The 25954-nt window shown below is 61.6% G+C and carries 28 protein-coding genes; 17 read left to right on the top strand and 11 right to left on the bottom strand.

The features are described from left to right. Positions 1-25 precede the first annotated feature (25 nt). From dusB to J9789_RS08155, 3 genes are read left to right on the top strand one after another with little or no spacing between them, the layout of a single operon-like run. Complete coding sequence (dusB, locus tag J9789_RS08165) at positions 26-1012, top strand: tRNA dihydrouridine synthase DusB (RefSeq protein WP_209344347.1); 987 nt, start codon at positions 26-28, stop codon at positions 1010-1012. Positions 1013-1050: 38 nt separating this feature from the next. Further along, the gene (locus J9789_RS08160) at positions 1051-1647 is read left to right on the top strand and encodes a sigma-70 family RNA polymerase sigma factor (RefSeq protein ID WP_209344345.1); all 597 of its coding nucleotides are present in this window, start codon (positions 1051-1053) and stop codon (positions 1645-1647) included. A 41-nt stretch (positions 1648-1688) separates the two neighbouring features. Further along, positions 1689-2657 carry an anti-sigma factor gene (locus tag J9789_RS08155; RefSeq protein WP_209344342.1) on the top strand — a complete coding sequence of 323 codons (969 nt, stop codon included), beginning with the start codon at positions 1689-1691 and terminating at the stop codon, positions 2655-2657. A gap of 74 nt (positions 2658-2731) precedes the next feature. Here J9789_RS08155 and J9789_RS08150 read toward each other — a convergent pair whose 3' ends face one another. Continuing rightward, on the bottom strand, positions 2732-3541 hold the full coding sequence (locus J9789_RS08150; RefSeq protein WP_280842654.1) for a DUF4365 domain-containing protein: 810 nt from the start codon (positions 3539-3541) through the stop codon (positions 2732-2734). Positions 3542-3783: 242 nt separating this feature from the next. On the opposite strand from J9789_RS08150, the gene J9789_RS08145 reads away from it, so the two are divergent. From J9789_RS08145 to J9789_RS08130, 4 genes are all read left to right on the top strand, one after another. Beyond that, complete coding sequence (locus J9789_RS08145; RefSeq protein ID WP_348633656.1) at positions 3784-4287, top strand: RNA polymerase sigma factor; 504 nt, start codon at positions 3784-3786, stop codon at positions 4285-4287. Beyond that, positions 4280-5620 (top strand): hypothetical protein, encoded by a 1341-nt coding sequence (locus tag J9789_RS08140; protein ID WP_209344337.1) that lies wholly within the window; start codon positions 4280-4282, stop codon positions 5618-5620. The genes J9789_RS08145 and J9789_RS08140 overlap by 8 nt, the downstream gene beginning before the upstream one ends. A 107-nt stretch (positions 5621-5727) precedes the next feature. Beyond that, the gene (locus J9789_RS08135) at positions 5728-6603 is read left to right on the top strand and encodes a hypothetical protein (RefSeq protein ID WP_209344335.1); all 876 of its coding nucleotides are present in this window, start codon (positions 5728-5730) and stop codon (positions 6601-6603) included. 179 nt (positions 6604-6782) lie between these two features. After that, entirely contained in the window at positions 6783-8861 is a 2079-nt protein-coding gene (locus J9789_RS08130; protein WP_209344333.1) for an elongation factor G, read from the top strand. Positions 8862-8933: 72 nt separating this feature from the next. Here the strand turns inward: J9789_RS08130 and J9789_RS08125 are convergent, their stop codons facing one another. Then, a complete protein-coding gene (locus J9789_RS08125; protein ID WP_209344331.1) occupies positions 8934-10409 on the bottom strand; it encodes a hypothetical protein in 1476 nt (491 codons plus the stop codon). Next, the gene (locus J9789_RS08120) at positions 10396-10944 is read right to left on the bottom strand and encodes a sigma-70 family RNA polymerase sigma factor (protein WP_209344328.1); all 549 of its coding nucleotides are present in this window, start codon (positions 10942-10944) and stop codon (positions 10396-10398) included. Before J9789_RS08120 ends, J9789_RS08125 begins: the two co-directional genes overlap by 14 nt. Before the next feature lie 200 nt (positions 10945-11144). Between J9789_RS08120 and J9789_RS08115 the strand changes: the two genes are divergently transcribed. Further along, the gene (locus J9789_RS08115; protein ID WP_209344327.1) at positions 11145-11972 is read left to right on the top strand and encodes a DUF6612 family protein; all 828 of its coding nucleotides are present in this window, start codon (positions 11145-11147) and stop codon (positions 11970-11972) included. Between the two features lie 89 nt (positions 11973-12061). Here the strand turns inward: J9789_RS08115 and J9789_RS08110 are convergent, their stop codons facing one another. Beyond that, complete coding sequence (locus J9789_RS08110; RefSeq protein ID WP_209344325.1) at positions 12062-13546, bottom strand: DUF1846 domain-containing protein; 1485 nt, start codon at positions 13544-13546, stop codon at positions 12062-12064. Between the two features lie 174 nt (positions 13547-13720). Here J9789_RS08110 and J9789_RS08105 point away from each other — a divergent pair, with 174 nt between their 5' ends. From J9789_RS08105 to J9789_RS08080, 6 genes are all read left to right on the top strand, one after another. Continuing rightward, positions 13721-14086, top strand: a complete 366-nt coding sequence (locus J9789_RS08105) for a BlaI/MecI/CopY family transcriptional regulator (RefSeq protein ID WP_209344323.1) — start codon at positions 13721-13723, stop codon at positions 14084-14086. Positions 14087-14089: 3 nt separating this feature from the next. Next, positions 14090-15724 carry a M56 family metallopeptidase gene (locus J9789_RS08100; RefSeq protein WP_209344321.1) on the top strand — a complete coding sequence of 545 codons (1635 nt, stop codon included), beginning with the start codon at positions 14090-14092 and terminating at the stop codon, positions 15722-15724. Beyond that, complete coding sequence (locus tag J9789_RS08095) at positions 15721-16278, top strand: hypothetical protein (protein WP_209344319.1); 558 nt, start codon at positions 15721-15723, stop codon at positions 16276-16278. The genes J9789_RS08100 and J9789_RS08095 overlap by 4 nt, the downstream gene beginning before the upstream one ends. Before the next feature lie 106 nt (positions 16279-16384). Further along, a complete protein-coding gene (locus J9789_RS08090; RefSeq protein WP_209344317.1) occupies positions 16385-16744 on the top strand; it encodes a BlaI/MecI/CopY family transcriptional regulator in 360 nt (119 codons plus the stop codon). A 6-nt stretch (positions 16745-16750) separates the two neighbouring features. After that, a complete protein-coding gene (locus J9789_RS08085) occupies positions 16751-19378 on the top strand; it encodes a M56 family metallopeptidase (protein WP_209344315.1) in 2628 nt (875 codons plus the stop codon). Beyond that, positions 19375-19536, top strand: a complete 162-nt coding sequence (locus J9789_RS08080; protein WP_209344313.1) for a hypothetical protein — start codon at positions 19375-19377, stop codon at positions 19534-19536. Before J9789_RS08085 ends, J9789_RS08080 begins: the two co-directional genes overlap by 4 nt. Before the next feature lie 49 nt (positions 19537-19585). Here J9789_RS08080 and udk read toward each other — a convergent pair whose 3' ends face one another. The 4 genes from udk to yedE all read right to left on the bottom strand — a co-directional run bounded on the left by udk (position 19586) and on the right by yedE (position 21802). Next, the gene (gene udk / locus J9789_RS08075; protein WP_209344311.1) at positions 19586-20203 is read right to left on the bottom strand and encodes a uridine kinase; all 618 of its coding nucleotides are present in this window, start codon (positions 20201-20203) and stop codon (positions 19586-19588) included. Positions 20204-20276: 73 nt separating this feature from the next. Continuing rightward, a complete protein-coding gene (locus J9789_RS08070) occupies positions 20277-20537 on the bottom strand; it encodes a DUF3343 domain-containing protein (protein ID WP_209344309.1) in 261 nt (86 codons plus the stop codon). Then, complete coding sequence (locus tag J9789_RS08065) at positions 20515-20718, bottom strand: sulfurtransferase TusA family protein (protein ID WP_209344307.1); 204 nt, start codon at positions 20716-20718, stop codon at positions 20515-20517. Before J9789_RS08065 ends, J9789_RS08070 begins: the two co-directional genes overlap by 23 nt. 10 nt (positions 20719-20728) lie before the next feature. Next, the gene (yedE, locus tag J9789_RS08060) at positions 20729-21802 is read right to left on the bottom strand and encodes a YedE family putative selenium transporter (protein WP_209344305.1); all 1074 of its coding nucleotides are present in this window, start codon (positions 21800-21802) and stop codon (positions 20729-20731) included. Between yedE and J9789_RS08055 the strand changes: the two genes are divergently transcribed. Continuing rightward, complete coding sequence (locus J9789_RS08055) at positions 21796-22014, top strand: hypothetical protein (protein ID WP_209344303.1); 219 nt, start codon at positions 21796-21798, stop codon at positions 22012-22014. The two genes, yedE and J9789_RS08055, sit on opposite strands and share 7 nt — an antisense overlap. On the opposite strand, the gene selD is transcribed toward J9789_RS08055, so the two are convergent. Beyond that, entirely contained in the window at positions 22004-23047 is a 1044-nt protein-coding gene (gene selD, locus J9789_RS08050; protein WP_209344301.1) for a selenide, water dikinase SelD, read from the bottom strand. The genes J9789_RS08055 and selD overlap by 11 nt on opposite strands. Before the next feature lie 72 nt (positions 23048-23119). On the opposite strand from selD, the gene J9789_RS08045 reads away from it, so the two are divergent. Together J9789_RS08045 and J9789_RS08040 are read left to right on the top strand one after the other, a co-directional pair. Next, on the top strand, positions 23120-24025 hold the full coding sequence (locus J9789_RS08045; protein WP_209344299.1) for a selenium metabolism-associated LysR family transcriptional regulator: 906 nt from the start codon (positions 23120-23122) through the stop codon (positions 24023-24025). 67 nt (positions 24026-24092) lie between these two features. Continuing rightward, positions 24093-25178, top strand: a complete 1086-nt coding sequence (locus J9789_RS08040) for a hypothetical protein (protein ID WP_245185148.1) — start codon at positions 24093-24095, stop codon at positions 25176-25178. Between the two features lie 36 nt (positions 25179-25214). Here J9789_RS08040 and J9789_RS08035 read toward each other — a convergent pair whose 3' ends face one another. Together J9789_RS08035 and J9789_RS08030 are read right to left on the bottom strand one after the other, a co-directional pair. Then, positions 25215-25394 carry a hypothetical protein gene (locus tag J9789_RS08035; protein WP_209344670.1) on the bottom strand — a complete coding sequence of 60 codons (180 nt, stop codon included), beginning with the start codon at positions 25392-25394 and terminating at the stop codon, positions 25215-25217. Between the two features lie 62 nt (positions 25395-25456). Further along, positions 25457-25867 (bottom strand): DUF3842 family protein, encoded by a 411-nt coding sequence (locus J9789_RS08030; protein WP_209344297.1) that lies wholly within the window; start codon positions 25865-25867, stop codon positions 25457-25459. Positions 25868-25954 lie beyond the last annotated feature (87 nt).

Raw genomic sequence — 25954 nt, 5'->3', positions numbered from 1 at the left:
TATTTATAACACATCGGGGGACATTGTGAAAGTAGGCAATATTACCATAAATTCCGCCCTGGCGCTGGCGCCTATGGCCGGAGTGACGGACCTAGGTTTCCGGACTATCTGCCGGGAACTGGGGGCGGGCTACACCATCACCGAGATGGTGAGCGCCAAGGCGCTGTGCTATCAGGATAAGAAATCCATCCCGCTGCTCAAGCTGGGGGAGGACGAGCACCCGGCTGCTGCCCAGCTATTCGGCAGCGACCCGGCCTGCATGGAGCAGGCGGCGGGCATTGCGGCGGAGGTATCGGAAGCGGACATTATTGATATCAATATGGGCTGTCCGGTGCCCAAGGTGGCCAATTCCGGCGACGGCTCGGGGCTGATGAAGAACCCGGAGCTGGCGGTGAAGGTGGCCGAGGCGGTGATCCGGGGTGCCGGCGGCAGGCCGGTGACGGTGAAGTTCCGGCTGGGCTGGGACAAGGGCTCCATCAACTGCGTGGAGTTTGCCAAGGCCATGGAGCAGGCCGGTGTGGCCGCCGTGGCGGTCCACGGCCGCACCCGCACCCAGATGTATTCCGGCACTGCCAACTGGGACTACATCCGGGCGGTGAAGGAGGCGGTGTCCATTCCGGTCATCGCCAACGGCGACGTGTTTGAGCCCAAGGATGCGGTGCGCATCCTCAAATATACCGGGGCCGATATGGCCATGGTCGGCCGGGGCTGCTTCGGCAATCCCTGGCTGTTCCAGCGGGCCCAGGCAGCCTTGGCGGGAGAGGAGATCCCCCCTCTGCCGCCCCTGGCTCAGCGGTGCGACACGGCGGTGCGGCAGTTTGAGCTGTCGGCGGCCCACAAGGGGGAGCACATCGCCTGTCTGGAGGCCCGGAAGCACTACGCCTGGTACCTGAAGGGCGTGCCCCACGCCGGGTACTATAAGGAGCAGATCAGCCACGTGTCCACCCTGGAGGATATCTACAAGGTGACGGCGGGCATCAAACGGGATTTGAGGGACGATCCCAAACCATAAATAAGATTGCAGGCCTGAAAGGCAGGTGAGAGAAAGGCATGAAAGCGGAGTGGGAACTGGTCCAGCGTGCCAAGCAGGGGGACGAGCAGTCCTTTGCTGCTCTGGTGGAGCAGAATCAGGGACGGATCTATAATCTGGCCCTGCGGATGACGGGCAATCCGGACGACGCCCTGGAGCTGAGTCAGGAGGCCTTTCTCAACGCGTGGAAGGGGCTGGGCAAGTTCCAGGGGGACAGCTCCTTTGCCACCTGGCTGTACCGGCTGACCAGCAATGTGTGCATCGACTTCCTCCGCCGGGAAAAGCGGCGCAGTGCCCTGTCCATGACGGTCTCCCTGGACGACGAGGAGGAGGCCCGGCAGGCGGAGCTGCCCGACGAGCGCTACTCCCCCCACGTGGAGGCCGAGCGGCGGGAGCGGCGGGAGACCCTGCGAGCCGGTCTGGCCTCCCTGTCCGAGGAACACCGGCGGGTGCTCATCCTCCGGGAGCTGGAGGGGCTGTCCTACGGGGAGATCGCCCAGGTGCTGGAGCTGGAGGAAGGGACGGTGAAGTCCCGCATTGCCCGGGCCCGGCTGGCCCTGCGCAATTATTTGAAAAAACAGGGGAACTTTTTCGACTCCCCCACGTCTATAACGTGAACAACGGGAGAGAAGCTCCCGCAAGGAAAGGAGGGAACGATATGCTGAGCTGTGACGAGGCGCTGGAACTGATCAGCGCCCGACTGGACGGACCTCTCAGTGAGGAGGAGGACCACCGGCTGGAGGAACATCTGTCGGCGTGCCCGGCATGCCGGGCCCTCTCCGCTGATCTGGAGGTCCTGCACCAGGAGCTGCCCGGTCTGGCCGCCCAGCCCCCCGCCGGGCTGACGGAGCGGGTGATGGATCAGATCCACGCTTCCAAGGTGACCCCCTTCCAGGGGAAGAAACGCCAGTGGCGCTGGCGGAGCCTGGCCTCCCTGGCGGCCGTGCTGGCCATTGTGGTGGTGGGCGCGGGTACCATGAACCAGTGGCGCACCGACGGCATGCTGGGCACCGAACAGGGTGCGGGCAATGCATCGCTGGCCGTCCCTGCTTCCGGCGGCAGCGAAGAAAACGCCGCCGCAGGGGAGATCGCCCCGGCGGCCACCGAGCAGGCCCAGCCGGAGATTACCACCGGCTCCGCCCAGAAGGAAGCCGGCGGAGCGGCGGATCAGGGGGACGGACAGAGCGGTTCCGCTGGCACCCAGGACAGCAGAAGTATGCCGAGCGGCGGCAGCAGTCAGGAGACGCCGGCGACGGTGGAGCCCACCCAGATCCCTGCCAGCAACAGCGCAGACATTTATAGTGTCACGCCCAATGACCGGAATGTGCAGACGGCCACGGCCAACGGCTTTACCACCGGCAGCAGCCTGACCAAGGAGGAGGCTCTGCGCAAGCTGGCCGCCTGGCTGGGCTGGAATGCCGACGAACTGGCGGTGAGTGCGGACGGCACCATGACCGGTCCCACCGCCGCGGACGGTACCACCACCAAGCTGATCTGTGCCGGTCTCAATGAATCGGGCACCGGCTGGCTGTGCCAGCTGGAGCAGGTTACGCCCGGCCCCGACGGCACCGCCAGCTGCACCGGTTATACCGTGCCGCTGGACGGCGGAGACATCACACAACCCTAATTCAGCAAAAAAGAGCCCGCAGCAGAAGGGATTCTGCTGTGGGCCTTTTGCGTCCCAATTCGTTTCAAAAGCGGTCACATTGGTACGGCGTCCCGCCACACCTTCTGAAACTGCCGCTCTGCCCGCACCAGCCGCTGGAGCTCCGCATATTCCAGCGTTTCTTCCAACGGGCTGCGCCAGGCGGTTTCGGTCAGGTTGGCGGAGCCTGTGACCATCGTTTGTCCATCCACCAGGATCAGCTCTTGGTGCAGACCGGCGCGCATCCGAATCTGCAGTGCCGGACTTTCCCGTGCGACCAGCACTATTTCCTGACGGAGTTCCTCGGGCTGCATGCTGTTGAGGAGCAGGCAGGTTTCCACACCCTGATGAGAGAGCAATTTCAGGGAGGAGAGAAAACCGGCGTCGATCCAGGGCGTTGCAATCTGTAGGCGTTCTCTGGCGGCAGCCAGAAGGTTGAGAACCCTGCCGGCTCCTTGACCGCAGGAGAGGGAGGGAATCTGTGGGGGTGCGCTTCTTTCATGGGGCAGGACCAGTGCCTGCAGCTTGTCTTTGGCCTGCCTGTTCAGCACTTGGTTTGCCGGAACGGTGATGGACCAGGTCTTGTCGTGAATCGCGACGCGGCTTTTTTCCACTGGGGTCCACACCGCGGTATGCGTGTGATGGTTGTAGAGGATCAGGATCACCGGCAGGGAATGGGACAGCCAATAGTCCAGATGCCGTATCTCGTCGGTGAACCGGTAGCCCTCCTGGTTCTGGCGGGCAAACCAGCTGTCCCCGCATTTGATCTGAGCCGCAATGAGCTGACCGGTAGGCTTGCCGTCCAGACATAGCTCGATGTGAGCGTCGATCCCGTAGTCCTCCACCGTTTGTTCCCAAAAATCCAGCCCAGCTCTTCCGTGATGAGTTGCCCCACGCCCAAAACGCCGATCCGGGCCAGTTGACCGCTGGTATAGTGCTTATCCATTTCTGCCTCACCGTCCCGTTCTGTGGGCTACATGATAGCACAGGCTGTCTGGATTTACAACGTGGTCGGGCTGTTACGGCCCATTTTGAATGTGACGGAAAGAAGGGCTGAAGCGTATTTCAGGTGAAAGGCCCTTTCAAGTACCGGGAAAGGAGGGATTCTGTGAAGGAAGATCCTCAAGGATTCAACCGCCGGGCGGAGGAATTGCTGGACAAATATGCCGCGCTGGTCTACCGGCTGGCCTTTGCCCGCACCCGCAGCCGGGAGGGGGCGGAGGACGTGTTTCAGGAGGTGTTTCTCCGGCTGGTCAGCAAGCGTCCCAGACTGGACAGTGAAGAGCACGAAAAAGCATGGTTCTGCCGGGTGACCATCAACTGCGCCAACTCCTACTGGCGCAATCCCTTCCGCCGCCGGACCCAGCCCCTGGAGGAGATGGGGGAGCTGACGGCTCCGCCGCCGGAGGCGGGGAGCGCGCTGGATGCCTGCCTGGACAGGCTGTCTCCCGACCTGCGGGTGGTGATCCATCTCTACTACTATGAGGGGTATTCCACCCCTGAGATTGCCGGACTGTTGAAGAAGAGCGAGTCCGCCGTGCGGATGCGCCTTATGCGGGCCCGGCGGCAGCTGCGGGATTATCTGGAAGAAGGAGGGAATCCCTGTGTTTGAACACGACTACCGAAACGAGTTTGACGCGATCACCCCGGACCGGGCGTTGGTGGAACGGACCAGAGGGCGGATGAGAGCGGTTTTGTCCGGAGGGGAGCGAAGTCCCCGTCGGTTGACCCGTCGGGGGATCATAGCGGTGGCTGCCGCCGCTGCCCTCACAGTCACGGCCCTGGCGGCAGGGCCCACCATCTGGCAGGCCATTCAGAACGATTTGGGCAGCCGGGCCCCCTATGACACGGAGGTGAAGGCCGCCTGTGAGGATCAGGGCATTCGGCTCGAAGGAGTCCAAGCCCTGGCTGACGGCAGAATGGTGCGGGTCTATTTTACGGCCCGGGATCTCAATGGAAATCGGTTGGATGAAACAACGCAGATAAGGGGTACCCTGATTCGGACGGATCGGAACATCTGGCCCTACGGAAGTTACAGCGTCAGGCAGCTTTCCTATGATCCGGACAGCAGGACCTGCCTGTTTGTACTTACTGCCACTGGCAGGGAAAACGTGCCGGAAGACGCCACCCTTTGTCTGGACGTGGAGCGTTTGCTGGGAGGCTATCAATCAGTATCCCAACGGATTTCCACTTCTTCGGAACATGGCGGAATTACAGAAGAGCTGCTGCCCAGTACCCGGACGCAGGAAGGTTCCACTGTCCTGCTGCCCCAACCGGAATTGGAGAGCGCCAATGCTGCTGGAGCACCGTTTTCCATTGTGGCGGCGGGTTTTGCCGCGGACGGTAATCTCCATGTGCGGGTACGACCTGCTATCCGTACAGCTTGGCAGAACATTGTGGTCAGCGCCACCATCCTGAAGGACGATGGAGCGGGAGTGGGACATGATTTGGGAAAGGTTACTCCAATCGACGGAGATTTGGACTACTGCCTGGAGGGCTTCGGACCGGAGCAGCTGTCCCGATTGACCATGATTGAGATGACAGCCGACTATTCGCGCCTGAGTGAGCCGGTGGAAGGGGACTGGTCCCTGGAGATTCCCCTTCAGATTGTGGAAGCGGAACACATTCCCGTCTCTCTTGCGTTGCCTGCCGATCAGGTGTCAGATGGAACGGTTATGGCCCAGCGGTTGGAGCTTTCCCCGCTAAGTCTTACGCTGGTTTGTGACCAGGATACCATGTATCTGGAAGAGGAAACGCGCCTTCGTTCTGTTACGCTGGAAAAGTTTATTCCAGAGGTCCTTCTGAAGAACGGCACCACCCTTACCCCGACCTATGCAGATGGGAACAGCTGGTGGGCCACTTGGACCTTTGACCAGCCCATCGACCTGGACCAGGTGGTTTCCATTACTATCAACGAACAGACCATCCCTGTGGACAAACGCTGAACCACCCAAGGCCCCGCTGCTTCTGCGGCGGGGCCTTTTTGTTGCCTTCTGCTATCCCTCATGGTAGACTGGAGGCGAGGAAAGGCCCGGATACAGGAGGTGTTATCATGAAACCACTGCATGCTGTCTCTGTCCTTGCGATGACCCTGCTGCTGCTTCCGCCCCTGCCCGCATCCGCCAATATGGGTCCCCCGGCGGACCCCGATGTAGGCTCCTCCATTAACTTTAAACGAAACGACGCTCTGGCGGTGACCGAAGAGGTGCTGGACATCAGAGTCACCGGCTCCACGGCGGAGATCACCGCCACCTATTCCATGGTCAATAGCACCGACCAGGCGGTGTCCACCCCGGTGATGTTCCTGGCCCCCAACACCGGCGACGGAAGCGTGGAGGTAATGGCAGACGGAGTCTCGGTGCCCTGTTCCACCGACCAATATGTGCTGAATTACACCACAGAGGTAAAAACCGAGGACTGGCGCTACGCCGTGCTCACCAACAGCGATGTGGCCGATGCGGACGGACAAACCGTGGACGGCATCTCCTTCCAACTGGACTTCGGGCCGGGGGAGGCCTATGAGGTGTCCGTCTCCTCCCCCTACCGCCTGGGGGGCTATCCGGATTACGACTATAATGTGAAGCGCGGCACGATCCGGTATTACCTGGCCCCGGCGGCCATGTGGCGAGACTTTCAGGATCTGACCATTAACCTCTATCTGGACAGGGATATGCCTGTGCTGGCCGACAGCAATCTGGACTTTGAGAAGGTGGGGACGCGCACCTATCGGTACCAATCTGACACCCTGCCCGAGGGCAATCTGGAGATCCGGATAGACCAGAACTGGTTCCAGGAGTTCATCGGTGCCCTGCGCAGTCCTTACCTGTGTATGTATCTCCTATTTTTCGGGCCTGTTCTTCTGATCATCGCGGTGATCATTATCGTGGCTGTTGTCATCCGCCGGAAGGCCAGACGTTCCAGGCGGTGACGGTCCCTGTTCCTGTTTCTGTCAGCGGTCTATCTATGCCCCGGCGGGTACCCGCCGGGGCATTTTGCGCGATTTTTCTAAATTTCTTATTGTAACTCATGGGTGTTTCATGTATAATGGACAACAGCAGTACTCGTACTGCTGTTCGCGATTCCAAATGTAAGGAGAGGAAACAAGTTATGAGCTATTCCGTACAAAACATCCGCAACGTATGTCTGCTGGGACACGGTGGCAACGGAAAGACCTCCCTGGCGGAAAGCATGCTGTATTTGACCGGTGGCACTCCCCGGCTGGGCAATCCTGCCGACGGAAACACCGTTTGTGATTACGATCCCGAAGAGACCCGCCGCCAGATTTCCATCTCCACTGCGGTGGCGCCCATTGAGTACAACGGCTGTAAGATCAACGTGCTGGACACCCCCGGCTACTTTGATTTCTCCGGCGAGGTCATGGAGGCCATGCAGGTTTCCGACGCCGCTATCATCGTCTGCTCTGCCAAGGGCGGCATGAGCGTGGGCGCTGAGAAGGCCTGGAAGCTCTGCCAGCGCCGCAATATGCCCCGTCTGCTCTACATCTCCAAGACCGACGAGGATAACTCTGATTACAACGCCGCCTTCGATACCCTGCGGGAGCGCTTCGGCAAGAACATCGCCCCCGTGGTGGCCCCCATCTGGGATGCCGACAAGAAGGTTATCGGCTTTATTGACGTACTCCATAAGCGCGCCTTCGAGGCCGGCCCCAAGGGCGAGCGCGTGGAGATCGACGTGCCCGACGAGAAGCTGCCCGTGCTGGATGAGCTGTACGACGCCCTGAAGGAGTCCGTGGCTGAGACCAGCGAGGAGCTGATGGACAAGTACTTCTCCGGCGAGGACTTCACCTACGCCGAGATGATCCAGGGCTTGCGCCAGGGCGTGAAGGACCTGTCCCTCTTCCCCGTGGTGTGCGGCTCCGCCCTCACCGGCCTGGGCACCCGTATGCTGCTGGACATCATCGTGGAGCTGCTGCCCTCTCCCCTGGAGGGCCACCCCCTTATGGGCGAGAACGAGAAGGGCGAGCTGGACGAGTTCGTGGCCTTCCCCGGCGCTCTGCCCTGCGCCTTTGTGTGGAAGACCGTGTCCGACCAGTACGGCAAGTATTCCTATGTAAAGGTGCTCTCCGGTAACCTGAAGCCTGATATGCAGGTGGTCAACGCCCGCACCGGCGCTACCGAGAAGCTGGGCCGCCTCTATGTCATGAAGGGCAAGAAGGCCGAGGAAGTCAAGGAGCTGGAGTGCGGCGACATCGGCGCCATCGGCAAGATGGACAAGGTGAAGACCGGCGATACGCTGTCTGATCCCCGTAAGGTGGTCAAGATCGAGCCCATCCCCTTCCCCGAGCCCTGCTATTCCGTGGCCATCAGCCCCAAGACCAAGGGCCAGGAGGACAAGATTGCTGCCGGTCTTACCCGCCTGAACGAAGAGGATCTCACCTTCAACTGGGTGAACAACGCCGAGACCCACCAGATGGTGGTTTCCGGTACCGGCGATATGCAGATGGACGTCATCGTCTCCCGCCTGAAGAGCCGCTTCGGCGTGGATGCCGAGCTCTCCGAGCCCCGCGTGGCTTACCGTGAGAAGATCCGCAAGAAGGTGGAGGTCCAGGGCCGCCACAAGAAGCAGACCGGCGGTCACGGCCAGTTCGGCGACGTTTGGATGCGCTTCGAGCCCGGCGACACTGAGGAGCTCCAGTTCTGCGAGGAGGTCGTGGGCGGCGCTGTGCCCAAGAACTACTTCCCCGCCGTTGAGAAGGGCATGCGTGAGGCCGTGGTCCATGGCGTGCTGGCGGGCTATCCCGTGGTGTACCTGAAGGCCACCCTGTTCGACGGCTCCTATCACCCCGTTGACTCCTCCGAAATGGCCTTTAAGACCGCTGTGCAGCTGGCCTACAAGGCCGGTATGCCCCAGGCCAGCCCCGTACTGCTGGAGCCCATCGGCGAGCTGAAGGTCACCATCCCCGACAGCTACATGGGCGACGTTATCGGCGACCTGAACAAGCGCCGGGGCCGCGTCATGGGTATGAATCCCGACGGCGACGGAAACCAGGTGGTGGAGGCCGAGGTGCCCATGGCGGAGATGAGCCGCTATGCTATTGACCTGCGGTCCATGACTCAGGGCAGAGGCTCTTTCACCTTCCACTTTGTCCGCTACGTGTCCGCACCCCCCGCTGCCCCGGCTAACCCCACCGCCGCCGCCTCGGGGATGCCGGAAGCGGCAGAATAACAAAACACAGACGCGCCCGGGCATGGGGCGGGGGCGCTTCTTTGTTTGACGGGCCGATGTGGGCATCGGCCCCTACGGTGTCGGAGACGCTTCATTCAGTTCCGAAGTGAGGAATTGTGCGGAATACTGCATGAGCTGGAACGGGCCAGAGTGGTACCAGATACCACTCATCCGATGTTCCATGGCGGTCACAACGGGGTATTGAAGACCAGTGCGCTGGTGGGTGTAGTTGAACCAGCTGCTGATGAGACGAGTCTCCCCAACCGACTGGATCGAATAAGCCAGGTACCCTCTATGATGTTCCCCTGTCCCGGGCATGGAGAAGGCGGCAAAGAGGTCGGTGCTGGTCTGCTCTCCCCAAAACATACTGTCTGAGGTAAAGGTTTGGTCGCCCAGAAAGTAGTAAGGTGCGGTATAGGTCTGCCCGTTCTTGTCATACAGTACCCGGCCGGTCGCCTCACCACTGGGCCGCCAGACCTCGAAATCCTGATAAGCCGGCCAGATCTGAATGGACTCAGTGCCGTAGAAGCCGGGGTATTCTGCCCAGGAAAAGTGATGGATCATCATCCATCGCTCTTGCTCGCCGGGCAGTTTTACAGCCACGCTGGTGACATGCGGGGCTTCCAGGTCATTGCCGTTCATGGGTTCTTCCCTTGTTTCTGCCACCACCCGCAGGGCTCCGTCACAGGCGGCGATATCCTCGGCGGTCAGATCTTGGAGCACATAGTCGGGGAAGCCCAGCTCCAGCAGCTGCGCCTCGATCTCCTCCACGCCGCTGTGCTCGGCAGGGTCTGCCGCCTGCCAGTTCATGGGATACTTGCACCCCAGCAGCCAGCCCAAAAGGCAGCCCACCACCAGCAGAATGGTGATAGCCACGGCCACAATGCCGTCCTCAATGCGAACCGGCGCGGGGCGGACGGCGTAGCCCGCCTGGTCCAGCTGCTTGGACAGCTTCCACAGGCTGCGAAGGATGCAGATGTAGCTGATCAGAAGGGCAAGGGGCAGAATCAGCCCGTTGTATTGTAATGCCGCCAGCAGGCCGATGATTCCATACCAGACCAGCAGAGCCACAGCAGAACCGGCGTGGGGCGGCAGCCCTGCCTTTTGCTGGACGGTCCGGAACCCGCCCCACAGGCAGAGAAGCTGCATGTACGTAAGGGCCAGATTGAGCACGGTCAATCCATGGACTACGGGGGAAGAAGATGCCATGCTGAACCAGATGGTGCTGTTGAGGATCAGTGTGGCATACAGATAGATGGCGCGCAGCACCGCCAGCCCAAAGCAGAGGGACAGCCACCGGTTTTCCCGCCGCAGGGCCCGGAAGCCCAGCAGCATCAGCGTCATGCCGATGGCGGGGAGGAGGTAGTTGAGCCAAAAGAAATTCAGGGTAATGGAGGTGAGGCCGATGCCGGTGAGGATGCGCCTGGTGGCCAGCCGCCAGGGGGTGACCTCCGCCACCACATGTTCCGGCGGGGGCTGGGTGACGCTGCCTTCCAGCAGGGCTTCAAATTCCTGCTCATCCATGGACGCCCAGTCAGGTTCCCGCATATCCCTCACCTCCCAACAGTTTCCGCAGCCGCTTTTTCAGCCGGTAGAGCCTGCCCTCCACCGCCCGCTCCGTGGTGCCCAGTTCGGCGGCGATCTGAGCGGTGGGCTGTAAGTAGTAGTATTTTCGGTAAAAGAGGGCCTGTTCGTCGGGGGAGAGGCGGGCCAGGGCCTGGTTGACGGCGGCCTGCCGCTCCTGCCGCAGAAGCAGCTCCTCTGGGTTAGGTTGGGGGGACGGGGTGTTTTCGTCCAGGTCCTGGGTGCTGTGGTGGGATTGGCCGGCCCGTCGGTGGTTCCGGGCGGTGTTGCGGACCACGGCGGTGAGCCAGGCGTTCCAGCTGCCCCGGCTGGGGTCAAATTGGTCTACCCGGTCCCACACCCGCATGGCCGCCTCCGACAGGCAGTCCTCCTGGTCTTGGGGGTCCGTCACAATGGGCGCGATGATATAGCGCATCAGCGGACCGTAATACCGCAGCAGATCGTGCAGCCCGGCCTCGTCCCGCTCCAGCAGACGCTTTATGATGTTCTGCTCTTCCACACCGGCACCCCCTCTCTGTTCCATTATACACGGGGCGGCGGAAAAACCCACGGCCGATTTTCACAAAGGGATTCTTTTTGGGATTTCAGAAAACCTTCAGAAAAAAGAGAAGACAAACCGAGATGCCTATGATAAACTGAACATAGAATATCCGTATTGGAAACAAATCACCTTATTTTACCAACAAGGAGGCGTACGGAATGAAACTGGGAAAGAGAGTGGCGGCCCTTGCGCTGGGCGCCCTGCTGACGGTGTCCATGGCGGCCTGTGGCAACGGAGCCAGCAAGGGGGACGCGGCGGACAGCATCAAGGCGGCCATGGAGAAGATGAACGCGGTGAAGAGCATGGACGCCACTATGTTCATGGAGATGGACATGTCCGTCATGGGCCAGAGCATTGAGACCGACACCAAAATGGATATGTCCTGCTTCAACGACCCCGTCAAGGTGAAGGCGGACATGACCATGAGCATGGGGGCTCTGGGTTCCGTATCCATGAGCGTCTATGCCGACACCACCAACGGCGATTACACCATCTACATGTTTGACGGCACCAACTGGACCACCCAGTCCGCCGACGCCAGCCAGCTGAAGCAGTACGATGCCCAGCAGAGCATGGACCTCTATCTGAGCAGCGGCGCGGAGTACATCCATGCGGGCACCGAGGAGGTTAACGGTGCCACCGCCGATAAGTACACCGGCATCATCAAGGGCGACGCGCTGGCGGAGGTCATGAAGGCCAGCGGTGCCACCTCCTCCCTGGAGACCACCATGGGCATGAACCTGGAGGACCTGTACAGCGGCCTGGGCGACATGCCCATCACCGTCTGGATCGACCAGGCCACCGGTTATCCTGTGCGGTACTACATGGACATGACCAACGTGATGCAGACCATGATGAAGAAGGCGCTGTCCGGCGTGGAGGGCGGCGACACCCTGACCATGAGCAAGGTGGAGGTCACCATGGATTGCTCCAACTTCAACAATGTGGCCGACTTTGAGATCCCCGCTGAGGCTCTGGCGGCCTGAGACAGGAACGGAAAAATGGACGCAGCCAAAAGGCTGCGTCCATTTTTTATAGTCAAATTCAATACAAAATGTAATTCTCTTGTGAGAAATTACTTGTGGTACAGCTTATTGGTCTCATACTGGGGCTCGCAGGTGAGGCGGAGGCCCAGACGGCTGTAGGTGTGGGAGTCCACGGGGGAGAGAATAACGGAGGAGTGGGCCTCGCAGCCACGCAGGGCGGAGAGCTGATCCAGAGCCCGCTTGGCCAGGGGATTGGCGGTGGCGGAGATGGCCAGGGCGATGAGGATCTCGTCGGAGTGGAGCCGGGGATTCACAGAGCCCAGGTGGTGGACCTTCACCTGCTGGATGGGCTCCAGAGCCTCCCGGGAGATCAGGTGGTGCTCATGGTCGATGCCGGCCAGCCGCTTGAGGGCGTTGAGCAGGGTGGCGGAGGAGGCGCCCATCAGATCGGTGGTCTTGCCGGTGACCACCTCGCCGCTGGGCAGCTCGATGGCGCCGGCGGGGTTGCCGGTCTCCTCGGCCACCTGGGCGGCGGCAGCCACCACCGGGCGGATGGACACGTCCACATGGGCCTGTTGCATGACGGTCTCCAGCTTGTACACCAGATCGTCGGTGGCAGTACCGATGCGGCGGTCACACAGGGCGGTGTAATACCGGCGGACGATCTCCTGCCGGGCGGCGGCGCACACCGCGTCGTCGTCCACGATGCACTTGCCCGCCATGTTCACGCCCATGTCGGTGGGGGACTTGTAGGGACACTCCCCCATGATCTTCTCGAACATGGCGGAGAGGACGGGGAAGATCTCCACGTCTCGGTTGTAGTTCACCGTGGTCTCGCCGTAGGCGGCCAGATGGAAGGGGTCGATCATGTTCACGTCCCCCAGGTCGGCGGTGGCGGCCTCGTAGGCCAGGTTCACCGGGTGCTGGAGGGGCAGATTCCAGATGGGGAAGGTCTCAAATTTGGCGTAGCCCGCCTTCACGCCCCGCTTGTACTCGTGGTACAGCTGGGACAGGCACACCGCCATCTTGCCGCTGCCGGGGCCGGGGGCGGTGACCACCACCAGGGGCCGCTGGGTCTCAATATAGTCGTTCTTGCCGTAGCCGTCATCGCTGACGATGAGGGAAATGTTATGGGGATAACCGGGAATGGGGTAGTGCAGGTAGGTCTTGACGCCCAAGTGCTCCATCCGGCGCCGGAAGGCGTCGGCAGCAGGCTGGCCGGCGTACTGGGTGATGACCACGCTGCCCACCAGCAGGCCCTGGCCCCGGAAAGCGTCGATGAGGCGCAGCACGTCCACATCGTAGGTGATGCCCAGGTCGCCGCGGACCTTGTTCTTTTCGATATCGTTGGCGCAGATGGCGATGACCACCTCCACCGAGTCCCGCAGCTCCTTCAGCATGCGGATCTTGCTGTCCGGCTCAAAGCCCGGCAGCACCCGGGAGGCGTGATGGTCGTCAAAGAGCTTGCCGCCAAACTCCAGGTAGAGCTTGTTGTCAAACTGGCTGATCCGCTCACGGATGTGCGCCGACTGGAGCTCCAGATATTTCTGATTGTCAAAGCCGATTTTATCCATTTCCGGTCTCCGTCCCTTCTCGTGTCATTTTTTCATTCAACGGCTATTGTACCACAATTGGAGGCTGGTCTGTAGGTTTTTTTCGCGTTTTACGAAATTTTGGCGAAAGTGTTGACAATGGCGTCCTACACCTGTAGTATGTAGATGGATACTACAGGTGTAGGAGGGCTTGCTATGAAGCTGAGCGAGAAGGAGTGGCGGGTGCTGGATGCGTTGTGGGATGCGCCCGAGGGGCTTTCCCTGGGGGCGGCGGTGGAAGCCCTGCGCCCCGCCACCGGCTGGAGCCGCAACACGGTGCTCACCTACCTGACCCGCATGGAGGCCAAGGGTTTGGTGCACATTGACAAGGAGGAGACCCCACACCGCTACCGAGCGGGGGTGGACCGGGAGTCCTGCGCGGCGGAGGAGCGGCGGGGCCTGCTGGAGCGGGTATACCAGGGCTCGGCGGGCAAGCTGGTGGCCGCCTTTCTGAAGGAGGAGAAGCTCACCGCCCAGGAGCGGGAGGAGCTGAAGCAGCTGTTGGACGACATGGAGGTATGATCCATGGAAAACATCTGGGCCTTTTTGGAGCAGACCCTGGCCGCATCCCTGACGGCGGCGGTGCTGCTCATTGCCAAGCGGCTCTTTCTGGATAAATTGTCTCCCCGGTGGCAGTATGGGGTGTGGGCCATTCTGGCCATTCGACTGCTGCTGCCTGCCGGGTTCTTTGGCCGGACCCTGATTCCCGGCCTGGATGTGGCGCTGGAAGCAGCCAAGACCGGGGCAGAGAGCTCCCTTTCCTCTGTCCTCACCGACCCCTATGGGCTGACGGAGGTTCTGGCGCCCATTCCTCTGGTGCGGCTGGCGGGGCCGGTCAGCATCACCGACTGGCTCTTTTATCTCTACGCTGCCGGAGTTGCGGTATGCCTGCTGCGGTGCCTCCACTGGTGCAATCCCCTGCTGTGGTACTGCTGGGACCAGGCCCAGAACGACAGTGAGGCCCTGTGCGACCAGCGGGTGCTGGAGCGGCTGGAGGGGGAGGAGCGCCGGGAGTACGGCGTGATCCTCCTGTCCATGGCGGACAATCGGTATGCACGCGCACCCGGCACCACCTCCATGGCCAACGGCGGAAAAAACATCAAACACCGCATCGGGGCCATTGCCCGGTTCAAGCGCTACCCCCAGGGAGTGGCTCTGGGTTCCTGGTGCGTGGCGGTGGTGCTGGCGGCGGCCTGCCTGGTGGGGACCAGCGGGGCGGTGGAGATGCCCGAACAATGGGCAGCCGATTCCGTGTCCCTGGCCAGGGCCAGGATGAACCGGGCCACCACGGTGGCCGGAGCCCTGGACACCTACGCCAAGGCTATAATGGAAGACAGCCCTATTTATTTGATGATGGCCGCCCCGGAGGAAGCGCAGGGAGAACTGTTTGCAGCTGCCCAGGCCCGGAAAGGGCTGGATACCCCCTATCCGCTGGAGCTGCTGGGTATCGAGAAAGAGGACGGCGTGCAGGCGGAGTGGGCAGTCTACAACCTGCTGGAGGGGGCGGATGGGAACTACACCGGCCTGTTGGTGCTGGACGCCTATACCACCTGGTTCGCCCACTCCACTGGGGACTTCCAGTCGGTGGCGGTGTCCCAGCCGGTGCGGATTGTCCGGGAGGGGAACTTCTGGGCGGTGGAGCCTCTGGAGGATTGGACAGCTGTGGATCCGGAGTGTACCCTGGCCACCCACGTCAATTCTGTTCTGCCTGCCCTGACCTATACGGCCCAGGTGGAGGATTTCCGGGTGGAGATTAACTATCAGTACCTGTTGCAGGTGGATAACCGGGTACAGGTGGACGACACCGATTTCTTCGGCACATACAGCAGCGATCGGCTGGATACGGTGCCCAAGCCTGCCGCGCTCTTTACCGACTACTACCGCTCTGCCGGCGGCCGGACCTGGAAGGGGGAGGAGGAGATCTCCCTCACGGTCTGGTATGAACCCCTGACCAGGGAGGAAGCGGAGGCGGGAGAGATCCCTGAACAGTTTGGACACCGCTCCGTCCGTACGCCGGAGGAGCACGGACTTGGGGGCGGAGGCGGCAGCGATTCCACAGGCTGCGACCACCAGCAATCCCCCGCCGCTTTGGCGGTGAGGTTCCAATACAGAGACCAGGTATACAACGGTATTGCCTGGCCAGAGGAGGTGGCTCCATGACAGACACACAACAGCTCCGCTCTGCCCTGACCAGGATCATCTGGGGCTATGTATTTCTTTACCTGGACCTCAACCTGGGCGTGAATGGGCATAGTTTGAGTGTGCTGCCCAACTGGGTCAGCTATCTGCTCTTTTTCTCCGCCATCGGACTGCTGGAGGGGGAGGTGCGGGACCTGCCCCTGCTGAAACCCTTCTGCGTTCTGCTGGGGATCGCAGAGGGCGTGAACTGGCTGGGGGTGCTGCTGACGGGGGAGACCGTGCTTTACTGGTTTTATCTGGTATACGCACTGGTGATCTGCATCTCCATCTACTTCAACTTCCAGATGCTCACCGATGTGGCCGCTCTGGTGGAGGCCCGGAACATCGATGCGGGCGCGCTGCGCGGAGTCCGCAACGGGGAGGCGGTCCTGCGGGCCGTTACGATGCTCCCTCTGCCCTGGCAGGAGTGGGAACTCCTGTCCGCCCTACTGGCGCTGGCCGGCATAGTGATGTGCCTTTGCATGATAGGCTTGCTTATCCGGGCCCGTAAAATGTGCTGTGAAGGGACGACCTGAATACAGGTCGTCCCTTTTTTGTAACCAAATCGTCATTGACAGATTGGTCTATAAACTGTAGACTACAGATGAGGACGACAAGTAGTAGACCAAAGGAGGAACTACCATGAGCGACTGGAAGCTGGGGGCGGTGGAGTCCCGGTTTGCCGATCTCATCTGGCAGGGGGAGCCCATGAGCTCCACCCAGCTGGTGCGCCGTGCGGAGGAGGTGCTGGGCTGGAAGAAGTCCACCACCTATACGGTGCTCAAGCGGCTGTGCCAGCGGGGCATTTTTCAGAATCAGGACGGGGTGGTGACCTCCCTGGTGTCCAGGGAGGAGCTTTACGCCCGCCAGAGCGAGGAATTTGTGGAGGAGACCTTCTTCGGGTCCCTGCCCGCCTTTTTGACCGCCTTTACCCGGCGGAAAAAGCTGTCCCTGGAGGAAATTGAGCAGTTACAGCAGCTGATCGAAGAGAATCGGGGGTGAGCTGACATGACGGCCTTTTTGTCCCAAACGTTCCTGCCCGCCCTGTTCAACATGAGTCTCACCGCGGGCATTGTGATCCTGTGCGTGATCGTGGCGCGTTTGTTTCTGAAGCGGGCCCCGAAAATCTTTTCCTACGCCCTGTGGGCGGTGGTACTCTTCCGGCTGTTGTGCCCGGTGTCCCTGCCCTCCGGCTTCTCCCTGTTGGGGGCCCTGGACGCCCCCGCCAAGCAGGCCAGTCCGGTGGTGAGCACTGTCACCTATGTCCAGCCTCCCCGACCGGTGGAAGAGGTGCCCCAGTCGGAGCCCCTGCCGTCAGAGCCTGACACCTCTGAGCCTGATCCGGTGACACCGGTGACGCCGGAAGCGTCGATGGACTGGTCCGCCGTGGCCGCCTGGGTGTGGCTGGCGGGGGCAGCGGGTATGGCGGGGTACAGCATCTTTGCCCTGCTCCGTTTGCGGCGCAGACTAGTGGGCAGTCTGCATTTGAGGGACAATATCTACCTGGCCGACCACATTTCCACCCCCTTTGTGCTGGGGCTGGTACGGCCCAAAATCTATCTGCCCTCCACCCTGACCGAGGGGGAGATGGGCTACATCATCCGCCATGAGCAGTACCACATCCGCCATCTGGACCATGTGGTGAAGGTGGTGGCCTTCGCCGCCCTGTGTCTCCACTGGTTCAACCCCCTGGTGTGGGCGGCCTTTGTGCTGGCGGGCAAGGACATGGAGATGCGGTGCGATGAGGCGGTGGTGAAAGAACTGGGAGAGAACGTGAAGGCGGACTACTCCGCCTCCCTGCTCACCCTGGCCACCGGGCGGCTCACCATCGCAGGTACTCCTCTGGCCTTCGGGGAGGGGGACCCCAAGGGGCGCATCCGCAACCTGCTGCGGTGGAAGCGGCCCCGGGTGTGGCTGTCCGCCGTGGCCTGCATCGCCTGCGTGGCGGTCATCGCCGCCTGCGCATCCAACCCCGCTGAGGAGAGCCGTGAGACGCCCATCGGCAACAGTGGACCGTATCGGAGCATGGAGGACTTTGCCCAGAAAACCATGGAGCAGGTCAAAGAGGTGACCTACCACAGATTCTCCAATGAGACGGTCGCTGATGAGGAGGCCACTGCTCAGGTCACCGGCACCAAGGTGGCCTGGCTGGAGAAACAGGGGGAGCTGGAGGGGCTGGCCCCCGAAGGTACCCTGGAGGCCTGGACCTTCAACTACCTGGTGCAGTTGGATGTTCCCCCCGAAGAGGTTGCACTGGTAGGCGGCATGTACGAGGAGGACGGCTGGTTTGACCTGGAGGGCCAGGGGGGCCACAACATCATCTCCCTGCGCTACCCCGACGGCAGCTATAATGTTCTCTATGATCAGCCGGTCAACGACAATCTGGATTTCTATGGCTATCACAACAGCTATGAGGAGGCCATCTACGACTGGTATGTGACCGACCAGGGCCTGGACCTGCCTCTCTATGTGGAGGACTGGAGCAATCAGATTACTTATCCCGAGACGTACCAGGGCACTTTGCCGGTCCATCGCTACGACGGGGACGGCTGGTACCTCTACATCCCAGTAACGGCGTGGAAGCAGTACAAAGGCGATGGGAACAACTGGGGGTGGCGGTCGGAGTACCGCGCCTCTTCCACCATACTGAAAGTCAACCGGATTACCAGCGATACCATGGACGTACTCCCGGCTCTCTACCGGCAGGCGGGCTATGAACCTGTGGATGAGGCCCAGCGGGTGTGGAAGCAGGAAAGCGGCTTTATTATCATGTACCGGTATCTGGTGGATGGGGCAAACGGACAGATCTGGGAGATCGACACCTGCTGCCCGGTGAGCAAGGCGGACGAGTATCCCTATATCGCCATTGAGCCCCAGGTGCTCCAGCTCATGGCGGAGAGTTTCCGTGCCTATGACGTTGCGTGGACGGCGGAAACGGTGGAACCGGAGAGCGTGACCCAGGCCAAGGAAGACCTAAAGCTGGCAGCAGAAGGAGAGATGGAGCTGATCCACAGGACCGGCAGCAGCGTACAAGGCCTGGTGGTCAATCCGGAGGTCCTTTCGGTATTGTCCGGCCTGACGGACCTGACTTGGGAAGTGGTGTCGCCCGAGTGGTACACCATGGAGGAGGAAGACTGGCCCCAGTCCCTCTTTACCCGACCCAATACAGCCAGCGTGATTTTAGATCAGGAGCAGGGCTGGGGCTTCTGCTTCTGGCTCATGACCGACTCGGGGACCAACCGGGTACGGGTGGACTATGGAGTGGACGGAAAGGCCACCACTTTCTATCTGGAGAGTGGTCAGCTCTATCTCTACCTGATGGCGGTACAGGAGAATCCCACTGTGGAACTCCACGATCTGGACGATGACGGGATCTATGAGGCGATGGCTTGGCCTACCGGCGAAAAAAGAAAGCTGATGATCTACGACTATTACGAGGATGAGCTCCACAAGATAGACATTGCCCAGGAAGTGGGGGCGGAGTTTGCCGACTACACCGGCCTGATGGGCAATATCCAACGGGAGTATAGCAACATGGTGGAGGCCGATGTGGATGGAGAAGACGGAATATACCGGTACAAGGACGGGACGCTGACCTATGTCTGCACCCTGGAGGAGGCGCTGCGGAAGCTATGACAGGAACAGAAACGGTCCATCAACTGTGGCTGGACGATGAGGGCCGCATCGTCTCCTTCCACCCCATGGAGGACTGGCGGCTGCTGGCCTTCCGGGATCACGGGCATTTTATGGGGTTTCTCCAAGACTTGCAGCAAAAGGGATATCGCTTTCAATAACAAAAAGGGGACCTGCCGGCTGGCAGGTCCCCTTTTGTTATAAACTGATTTACTCCGTGGCAATGTGGCTGCGAATGCGCCCGATAATCATGTCCATGGCCACCTGGTTGCGGCCGCCCTCGGGCACGATGAGGTCGGCGTACCGCTTGGAGGGCTCCACAAATTGCTCGTGCATGGGCTTGACGGTGGTGAGGTACTGCTGCACCACCGAATCCAGGGAGCGGCCACGCTGCTTCACATCCCGCATGATGCGGCGCAGGATGCGCACGTCGGCGTCGGTGTCCACGAAGAGCTTGATGTCCATCCGCTCCCGCAGGGCGGGCTCCACAAAGATGAGGATGCCCTCCACCAGAATGACCTTGGCGGGGCGGACCTCCACGGTCTCGGCGGCCCGGTTGTGCATGGTGTAGTCGTAGGTGGGGCTGTAAACCGTCTCCCCCCGGCGCAGGGCGTCCAGATCGTCCACCAGACGCTGGGTGTCAAAGGCGTCCGGGTGGTCGTAGTTCAGCTTGCACCGCTCCTCGTAGGGCATGTCGTCGTGCTGCTTGTAGTAGTTGTCGTGGTACAGGATGGAGACCGAGTCCCCAAAGCGCTCCTTCAGACCCAGGGTCAGGGTGGTCTTGCCCGAGCCGGTACCTCCGGCGATGCCGATGATCATGGTGTCCATTTCGTCCGCTCCCCCGTTTTTTTTTCAGTATACCACAAACTGCCCGGATGGTACAGGCCATCCGGGCAGTTTGCTATTCCTCTTCATTTTGAAAGAGCAGCCGGTAGTCCCCCGCCTCGTGGAGGTAGACCGCGTCCAGATCCTCGTCGGCCCAGGCCGGGTCGAAGGGGAGAGAAAATTTCACGCAGGTGCCGCAGGAGGCGGACAGCTTGCGGGGCACCGGCATCATCACCGCCCCGTCTCCCAGGCTCTTCAGCTTCTTATGGAAGGAGAGGGCCCCGAAGTGGGTGTGGAAGGTGGCGATGTGCTCCTTACTTGGTGATGGTGAGCTCATAATCCTCGCCAACCTCTTTCCAGGTCACCTGGTAGCCGTTGTTGGTGGCAAACCGGCGCACATTCTGGAGGGGAGTTTCGTTGTCCACCAGCACCACCAGGGGGGTGCCGTTTTTCAGGGCGTTCTTGGTCATGAGCACCGGCTCAGGACAGGAATAGCCTCTGGCGTCCACTTGATTCATACCGTTCACCTCACGCTTTCTTGGTGTTGCCCGCGCCGATGGCGCAGACCAGGACCAGACCGATGATGACAGCTACCTTACCGGCAAAAGTGGGGCCGTCGGTGGAGGAGGCCAGGCCGAAGTTGTGGCAGAAGGCGGCGCCTACCACCATGCCCAGCACGGCCACGGAGGAGTCGCTGTTGCCGCTGCCGGAGAGGATGAGCTGACGCAGGGGGCAGCCGCCCAGCAGCACGGAGCCCAGACCCACCAGAACCATGCCAAGCAGGTTCCACAGACCGTCGGTGTGGGCCACGGCCTGACCGGCAAAGCCGGGGTTGAAGCCGCCGCGGAGACCGGCGGCGCCCACGATTAGGTTGCCCACCAGCACGGCCACGAAAATGGCCACAAAGCCCATGAGCAGGTGGAAGTCCTTCAGCATCATGGCGTCCCGGATGCCGCCGGCCATGCACAGACGGCTGCGCTGGGCGATGGCGCCCACCACCAGACCGGCGATGAGAGCGGCGGCGATGGGGGCCCGCATGGAGCCGGGGCCCTCAGTGGAGAAGAAGATGAAAGCGGGAGCAGCGATCACCAGGATGAGCAGGCCCACATTGACGGCGGGCATGAGCACGCCCTCAATTTTGGGCTGGGGCTGGGACTTCTTGAGGGAGAAGCCCTTCTTCAGGAACAGAGTGCCCACGAAAATGCCGATGATGAAGCCGATGAGGCCCAGGATGGCGTTTCCGTCGCCGCCGCCCAGGCGGATGACCATCCGCAGGGGGCAGCCCAGGAACATGAGGGCGCCCACCATCACGCAGAAGCCCAGCACGAACCGGGTCATGGGGGAGGAGCCGCCCCGCACCTTGAACTCCTTGCCCGCCAGGGCCATGATCATGGCGCCCAGCACCAGACCGATGATCTCGGGGCGGATGTACTGAACAATGGGGGCCCGGTGCATCCCCACGCCGCCGGCGATATCACGCAGGAAGCAGGCGATACAGAAGCCCATGTTCACCGGGTTGCCCAGGGCAACCAGCACCACCGAGGCGATGCCTACCACCAGACCGGCCAGAATGACCGGCAGGTGCTCTTTGAGCTTTGTCACACACAACACCTCACAAAATTTTCAGGAAAGCTAAAATTTCTTTCTCTGAGGTGATTATAGTCCCCGCAGCCGAAAATTTGAAATACGAATTTTCCATAAATCAAATGAAAGATATAGAAAAAATCTATAAAGAGAGCTATACTGTAGGGCAGAACAAAAAGCAGGCGCGCCGCCAGGGCGGCACGCCTGCTTTGGGATGGATTATGGTTTGATGTGGACCAGTTTTTCCCCTCTGGGTACCACCGCACCGATGGCGGCGGCGGGTACCCCGGCGTCCGCCATCCGGGCCAGCAGGTCGGACAGCAGGGACTCCGGCACGCTAAGCAGCAGGCCGCCGGCGGTCTGGGGGTCATAGAGACAGTCCAGTACCTCTCGGGGGACGGTGGAGTCCTCCAGGGTGTCGTCGGCGGTGAAGTCCATGTTGCGGTAGGCCCCGGCGGGGATGATGCCGTCCCGGGCCAGCTCCAGGGCCTTGGGCACGATGGGTACCTTACCCGCCCACAGCTCGATGGTGTTTCCGCAGCCCTCGGCCATCTCCTTCACGTGGCCCACCAGGCCGAAGCCGGTGACGTCGGTGCAGGCATTGAGGGCAACCGGGCCCACCGCCTGGGCGGCGTACTTGTTCAGGGTAGTCATCAGTTCCACCATGTGCTTGTAGTCGGTCTCCTCCAGCAGCTCCGCCTTGGCGGCGGTGGAGAGGATGCCGGTGCCCAGCGCCTTGGTGAGCACCAGAATGTCCCCCTCTTTGGCGCCGCTGTTGGTGAGGATGCGGCTGGGGTGGACCAGTCCGGTGACGCACAAGCCGTACTTGGGCTCCTGGTCCTCAATGCTGTGGCCGCCGGCGATAACCGCACCGGCCTCCAGCACCTTGGAGGCGCCGCCGGCCAGAATATCGCCCACCGCCTCCACCGGAAGGCAGGAGGGGAAGGCCAGCAGATTCATGGCCAGGGTGGGCGTGCCGCCCATGGCGTATACGTCGGAGAGAGCATTGGTGGCGGCGATCTGACCAAAGGTATAGGGGTCGTCCACCACCGGGGGGAAGAAGTCCACCGTCTGGATCATGGCTACGTCGTCACTGACCTTGTAGACGGCGGCGTCGTCGCTGGAGTCATAACCCACCAGCAGGTTGGGGTCCGCCGCTTTGGGCAGGCCCGACAATACATTCCTTAGGACACCCGGCCCTATTTTGGCCCCTCACCCACCGGCCGTGGTCATGGCGGTCAGGCGCAGCTTCTCATACGGCATCTCATCACCCCCTGTTGATTTGGTACCAACAGTGTAACCCATTCCGGGAGAAAAAGCAATCGGAGGCTTATCATGCAGCTGAAACAACTGGAAGTCTTTGTACAAGTGGCCCGCCAGCGCAGCTTTTCCAAGGCGGCCGAAGCCCTCTATCTCACCCAGCCTACCGTCAGTGCCCATGTGGCGGCCCTGGAGGACGAACTGGGCACCCAGCTGGTGGTGCGCTCCACCAAGGAACTGCGGCTCACCGTCGCCGGGCGGGTGCTGAGCCGGTACGCCGCTGAGATCCTGGGACTGTGCCAGCGGGCGGCCCAGGATGTGCGCACCGCTGCCTCCTCCATCTCGGGCACCCTGTCCATCGCCGCCTCCACCGTGCCCTCCCAGTACCTGCTGCCCCAGGTACTTCCCCTGCTGCGGCAGCGGTATCCCGAGGTGTTTTTCCAGATCCGCCAGGGGGACAGCGGACAGGTCACCCAGTGGATGGCGGAGAACGGGGCGGAGCTGGGACTGGTGGGCGCCCCGGTTCAGCGGGTGGGGCTTTTGTGCGTACCCTTCTTCACCGAGCGGCTGATCATCGCCACTCCCAACACCCCGGAGTACCAGGCCCTGCGGGGTCAGATGACCCCCGACGTGCTGAAGCGTTCCCCATTTCTGGTGCGGGAGCCGGGCTCCGGTACCCGCAAGCAGTCCGAGCAGTACCTGAAGGGCATAGGGGTGGAGCCCAAGAGCCTGACCCTGGCGGCCCAGTTGGAGAGCACCGAGAGCATCCTCCGGGGGGTGAAGAACGGTCTGGGCATCTCCATCCTGTCAGGCTGTGCCGCCCGGGAGGCGGCAGAGGAGGGGAAAATCCTGGTGTTTGCCCCGGAAAGTCCCCAGCTGGAGCGGCAGTTCTACCTGCTCTACCGCCGGTCCAGCCCCCTGTCCCCGGCGGCGTCCATGCTGGTGGAGGAGTTGCTCTACTTCTACCGGGACGGGGTATAAGTGGCGCACCGGACGGCCTGTCCATGCATACCCTGAGAGTGAGAAACTTACTCTTGGAGGGTCATTTATGGAAGCAGAGGCAAGAATCTGTTATTACTTAGGGGCCAACACGCCGTCGGGTTTTTACTCCCTGTACGACCAGCTCATCGACCCCGAGACTGCCCGGGATGTGCGCATCCTCAAGGGCGGGCCGGGCTGCGGCAAGTCCACCCTCATGAAGCAGGTGGGCGCGGCTCTGGAGGAGCGAGGCTACGCCGTGGAGTACATCCGCTGCTCCGGCGATCCCGACTCCCTGGACGCGGTGGTCATCCCCGCCCTGGGAGCGGCGGTGGTGGACGGCACGGCCCCCCACGTGGTGGAGCCCAAATACCCCGGCCTGGTGGAGAGCTATGTGGATCTGGGAGCATGCTATGACCGGGCCGCCCTTCAGGCGGTGGGCCCGGAGCTGAAGGGGTGCATGAAGGGCTACAAAGCCTGCTACAACAGGGCCTACCGCTGCCTCACCGCTGCCGCCCAGCTGGAGGAGGACGTGCGGGCGCTACTGGTCACCCCCGCCCTGGAGGCCAAGATGGCCAAGCGGGCCAGAGGCATCCTGTCCCGGGAGATCAAGGGGGCGGGGGACCAGGCCGGACGGGCGGTGCAGCGCTTCCTGGGAGGTATCACCTGGCAGGGTGTGCTGCGGGAGTACGGCACGGTGGAGACCCAGTGCAGCAAGGTCTACGAACTAAGCGACACCTACGGCCTGGCCCACACCATGCTGACCTGTCTGGCCGCCGGGGCCATGGCGGCGGGCCACGACGTGGTGGCCTGCCCCGATCCCCTGTTCCCCGACCGGATGGCCCATCTGCTCATCCCCTCCCTGTCCCTGGCTTTCGTCAGCACCACCCCGGAGCTGCCCTGGCCCCATCGGCCCTACCGCCGCATCCGGCTGGACGCCATGGCGGACGGCGAGCTGCTGCGGCGCAGCCGGGCCCGGCTGCGGTTCTCCCACAAAGTAACCGCCGCCCTGCTGGAGGAGGCGGTGGACGCCTTGGGCCAGGCCAAGGCCATGCACGATGAGCTGGAGGGGCTCTATAACCCCCACGTGGACTTTGACCAGGTCCATCAGCGGGGGGAGGAGATCATTGAGGCCTTCCTGGCGCTGGAGGGCTAACCAAAACAAGGGCCGCCGGAACCGGCGGCCCTTGCCTTATGTGGTTTGATTTTTCTGGGACTGACTGCCAAAGTAAAAGGCGATCACCACCGAAAAGATGGTGAGGAACTGATCAGCGGCCAAGCGGCCGGAAATGGACAGGTGGAGAAAACCCAGGGTCAGAAGCAGGGTGACCAGATTTTGGACCTGCATCATGCAGTGCAGGAGCTGTTTCACAAAAAGCACCTCACAGGAAAAGAATGGCGGAGCATGGCCCCGCGCTCCATCCTATGCAGGGCTTATTCGTTCAGCAGCTTGTCCAGCTCGGCCAGGGCGCTGTCCAGCAGCTTGCCCACCGGCAGCTCGGCCACGCCGGCCACGATGTTGTCGCACTGATTCATGGGGATGAGGATCTTTTTGGCCCGGGACTGTCCCACTGCCAGAGCCATGGCCGGGGAGATCTCACCCAGCAGGGCGTCGGCAATGACAATGCCCAGAGGCCCCAGAATCACGTCGGCCTTACGGCAGGCTACCAGCAGGGCGTTTTCTCCGGTGGCACCCTGTACGGCGCCGCCCTTCATCATGGCCGACGTGGCCATCGTGTTGGTGCCGACGGAAAAGACCTTCAGCTGGGGGTAACGGGTGGTAATGGCCCGCACCAGCTGCTGGCCGATCCGACCGCCCTGGCCGTCTACTACCAGAATTTCCATAAAAATCCTCCCAATCCTTTGCTGAGCATGTGTTTTCTCTCATGATAGCACAGGAAAAGGCGGCACACAATAAAAAAGAACGGGGAG

This window comes from Flavonifractor sp. AGMB03687, assembly GCF_017811815.1.
Taxonomy (GTDB): domain Bacteria; phylum Bacillota; class Clostridia; order Oscillospirales; family Oscillospiraceae; genus Flavonifractor.
Note: the sequence above shows the minus strand (reverse complement) of the source record. Positions and strands in the feature narration are given on the sequence as shown.

Excerpts from the sequence above, each read along its gene's own strand:
- J9789_RS08070 (WP_209344309.1), bottom strand. The coding sequence starts at position 20,537 with ATGAGCTCACCATCACCAAGTAAGGAGCACATCGCCACCTTCCACACC.
- J9789_RS08100 (WP_209344321.1), top strand. The coding sequence starts at position 14,090 with ATGGAAAACATCTGGGCCTTTTTGGAGCAGACCCTGGCCGCATCCCTG.
- J9789_RS08135 (WP_209344335.1), top strand. The coding sequence starts at position 5,728 with ATGAAACCACTGCATGCTGTCTCTGTCCTTGCGATGACCCTGCTGCTG.
- J9789_RS08125 (WP_209344331.1), bottom strand. The coding sequence starts at position 10,409 with ATGCGGGAACCTGACTGGGCGTCCATGGATGAGCAGGAATTTGAAGCC.
- J9789_RS08045 (WP_209344299.1), top strand. The coding sequence starts at position 23,120 with ATGCAGCTGAAACAACTGGAAGTCTTTGTACAAGTGGCCCGCCAGCGC.
- J9789_RS08090 (WP_209344317.1), top strand. The coding sequence starts at position 16,385 with ATGAGCGACTGGAAGCTGGGGGCGGTGGAGTCCCGGTTTGCCGATCTC.
- J9789_RS08040 (WP_245185148.1), top strand. The coding sequence starts at position 24,093 with ATGGAAGCAGAGGCAAGAATCTGTTATTACTTAGGGGCCAACACGCCG.
- J9789_RS08160 (WP_209344345.1), top strand. The coding sequence starts at position 1,051 with ATGAAAGCGGAGTGGGAACTGGTCCAGCGTGCCAAGCAGGGGGACGAG.
- J9789_RS08085 (WP_209344315.1), top strand. The coding sequence starts at position 16,751 with ATGACGGCCTTTTTGTCCCAAACGTTCCTGCCCGCCCTGTTCAACATG.
- J9789_RS08105 (WP_209344323.1), top strand. The coding sequence starts at position 13,721 with ATGAAGCTGAGCGAGAAGGAGTGGCGGGTGCTGGATGCGTTGTGGGAT.
- J9789_RS08130 (WP_209344333.1), top strand. The coding sequence starts at position 6,783 with ATGAGCTATTCCGTACAAAACATCCGCAACGTATGTCTGCTGGGACAC.
- J9789_RS08155 (WP_209344342.1), top strand. The coding sequence starts at position 1,689 with ATGCTGAGCTGTGACGAGGCGCTGGAACTGATCAGCGCCCGACTGGAC.
- J9789_RS08095 (WP_209344319.1), top strand. The coding sequence starts at position 15,721 with ATGACAGACACACAACAGCTCCGCTCTGCCCTGACCAGGATCATCTGG.
- J9789_RS08115 (WP_209344327.1), top strand. The coding sequence starts at position 11,145 with ATGAAACTGGGAAAGAGAGTGGCGGCCCTTGCGCTGGGCGCCCTGCTG.
- udk (WP_209344311.1), bottom strand. The coding sequence starts at position 20,203 with ATGGACACCATGATCATCGGCATCGCCGGAGGTACCGGCTCGGGCAAG.
- J9789_RS08080 (WP_209344313.1), top strand. The coding sequence starts at position 19,375 with ATGACAGGAACAGAAACGGTCCATCAACTGTGGCTGGACGATGAGGGC.
- J9789_RS08030 (WP_209344297.1), bottom strand. The coding sequence starts at position 25,867 with ATGGAAATTCTGGTAGTAGACGGCCAGGGCGGTCGGATCGGCCAGCAG.
- J9789_RS08065 (WP_209344307.1), bottom strand. The coding sequence starts at position 20,718 with ATGAATCAAGTGGACGCCAGAGGCTATTCCTGTCCTGAGCCGGTGCTC.
- J9789_RS08110 (WP_209344325.1), bottom strand. The coding sequence starts at position 13,546 with ATGGATAAAATCGGCTTTGACAATCAGAAATATCTGGAGCTCCAGTCG.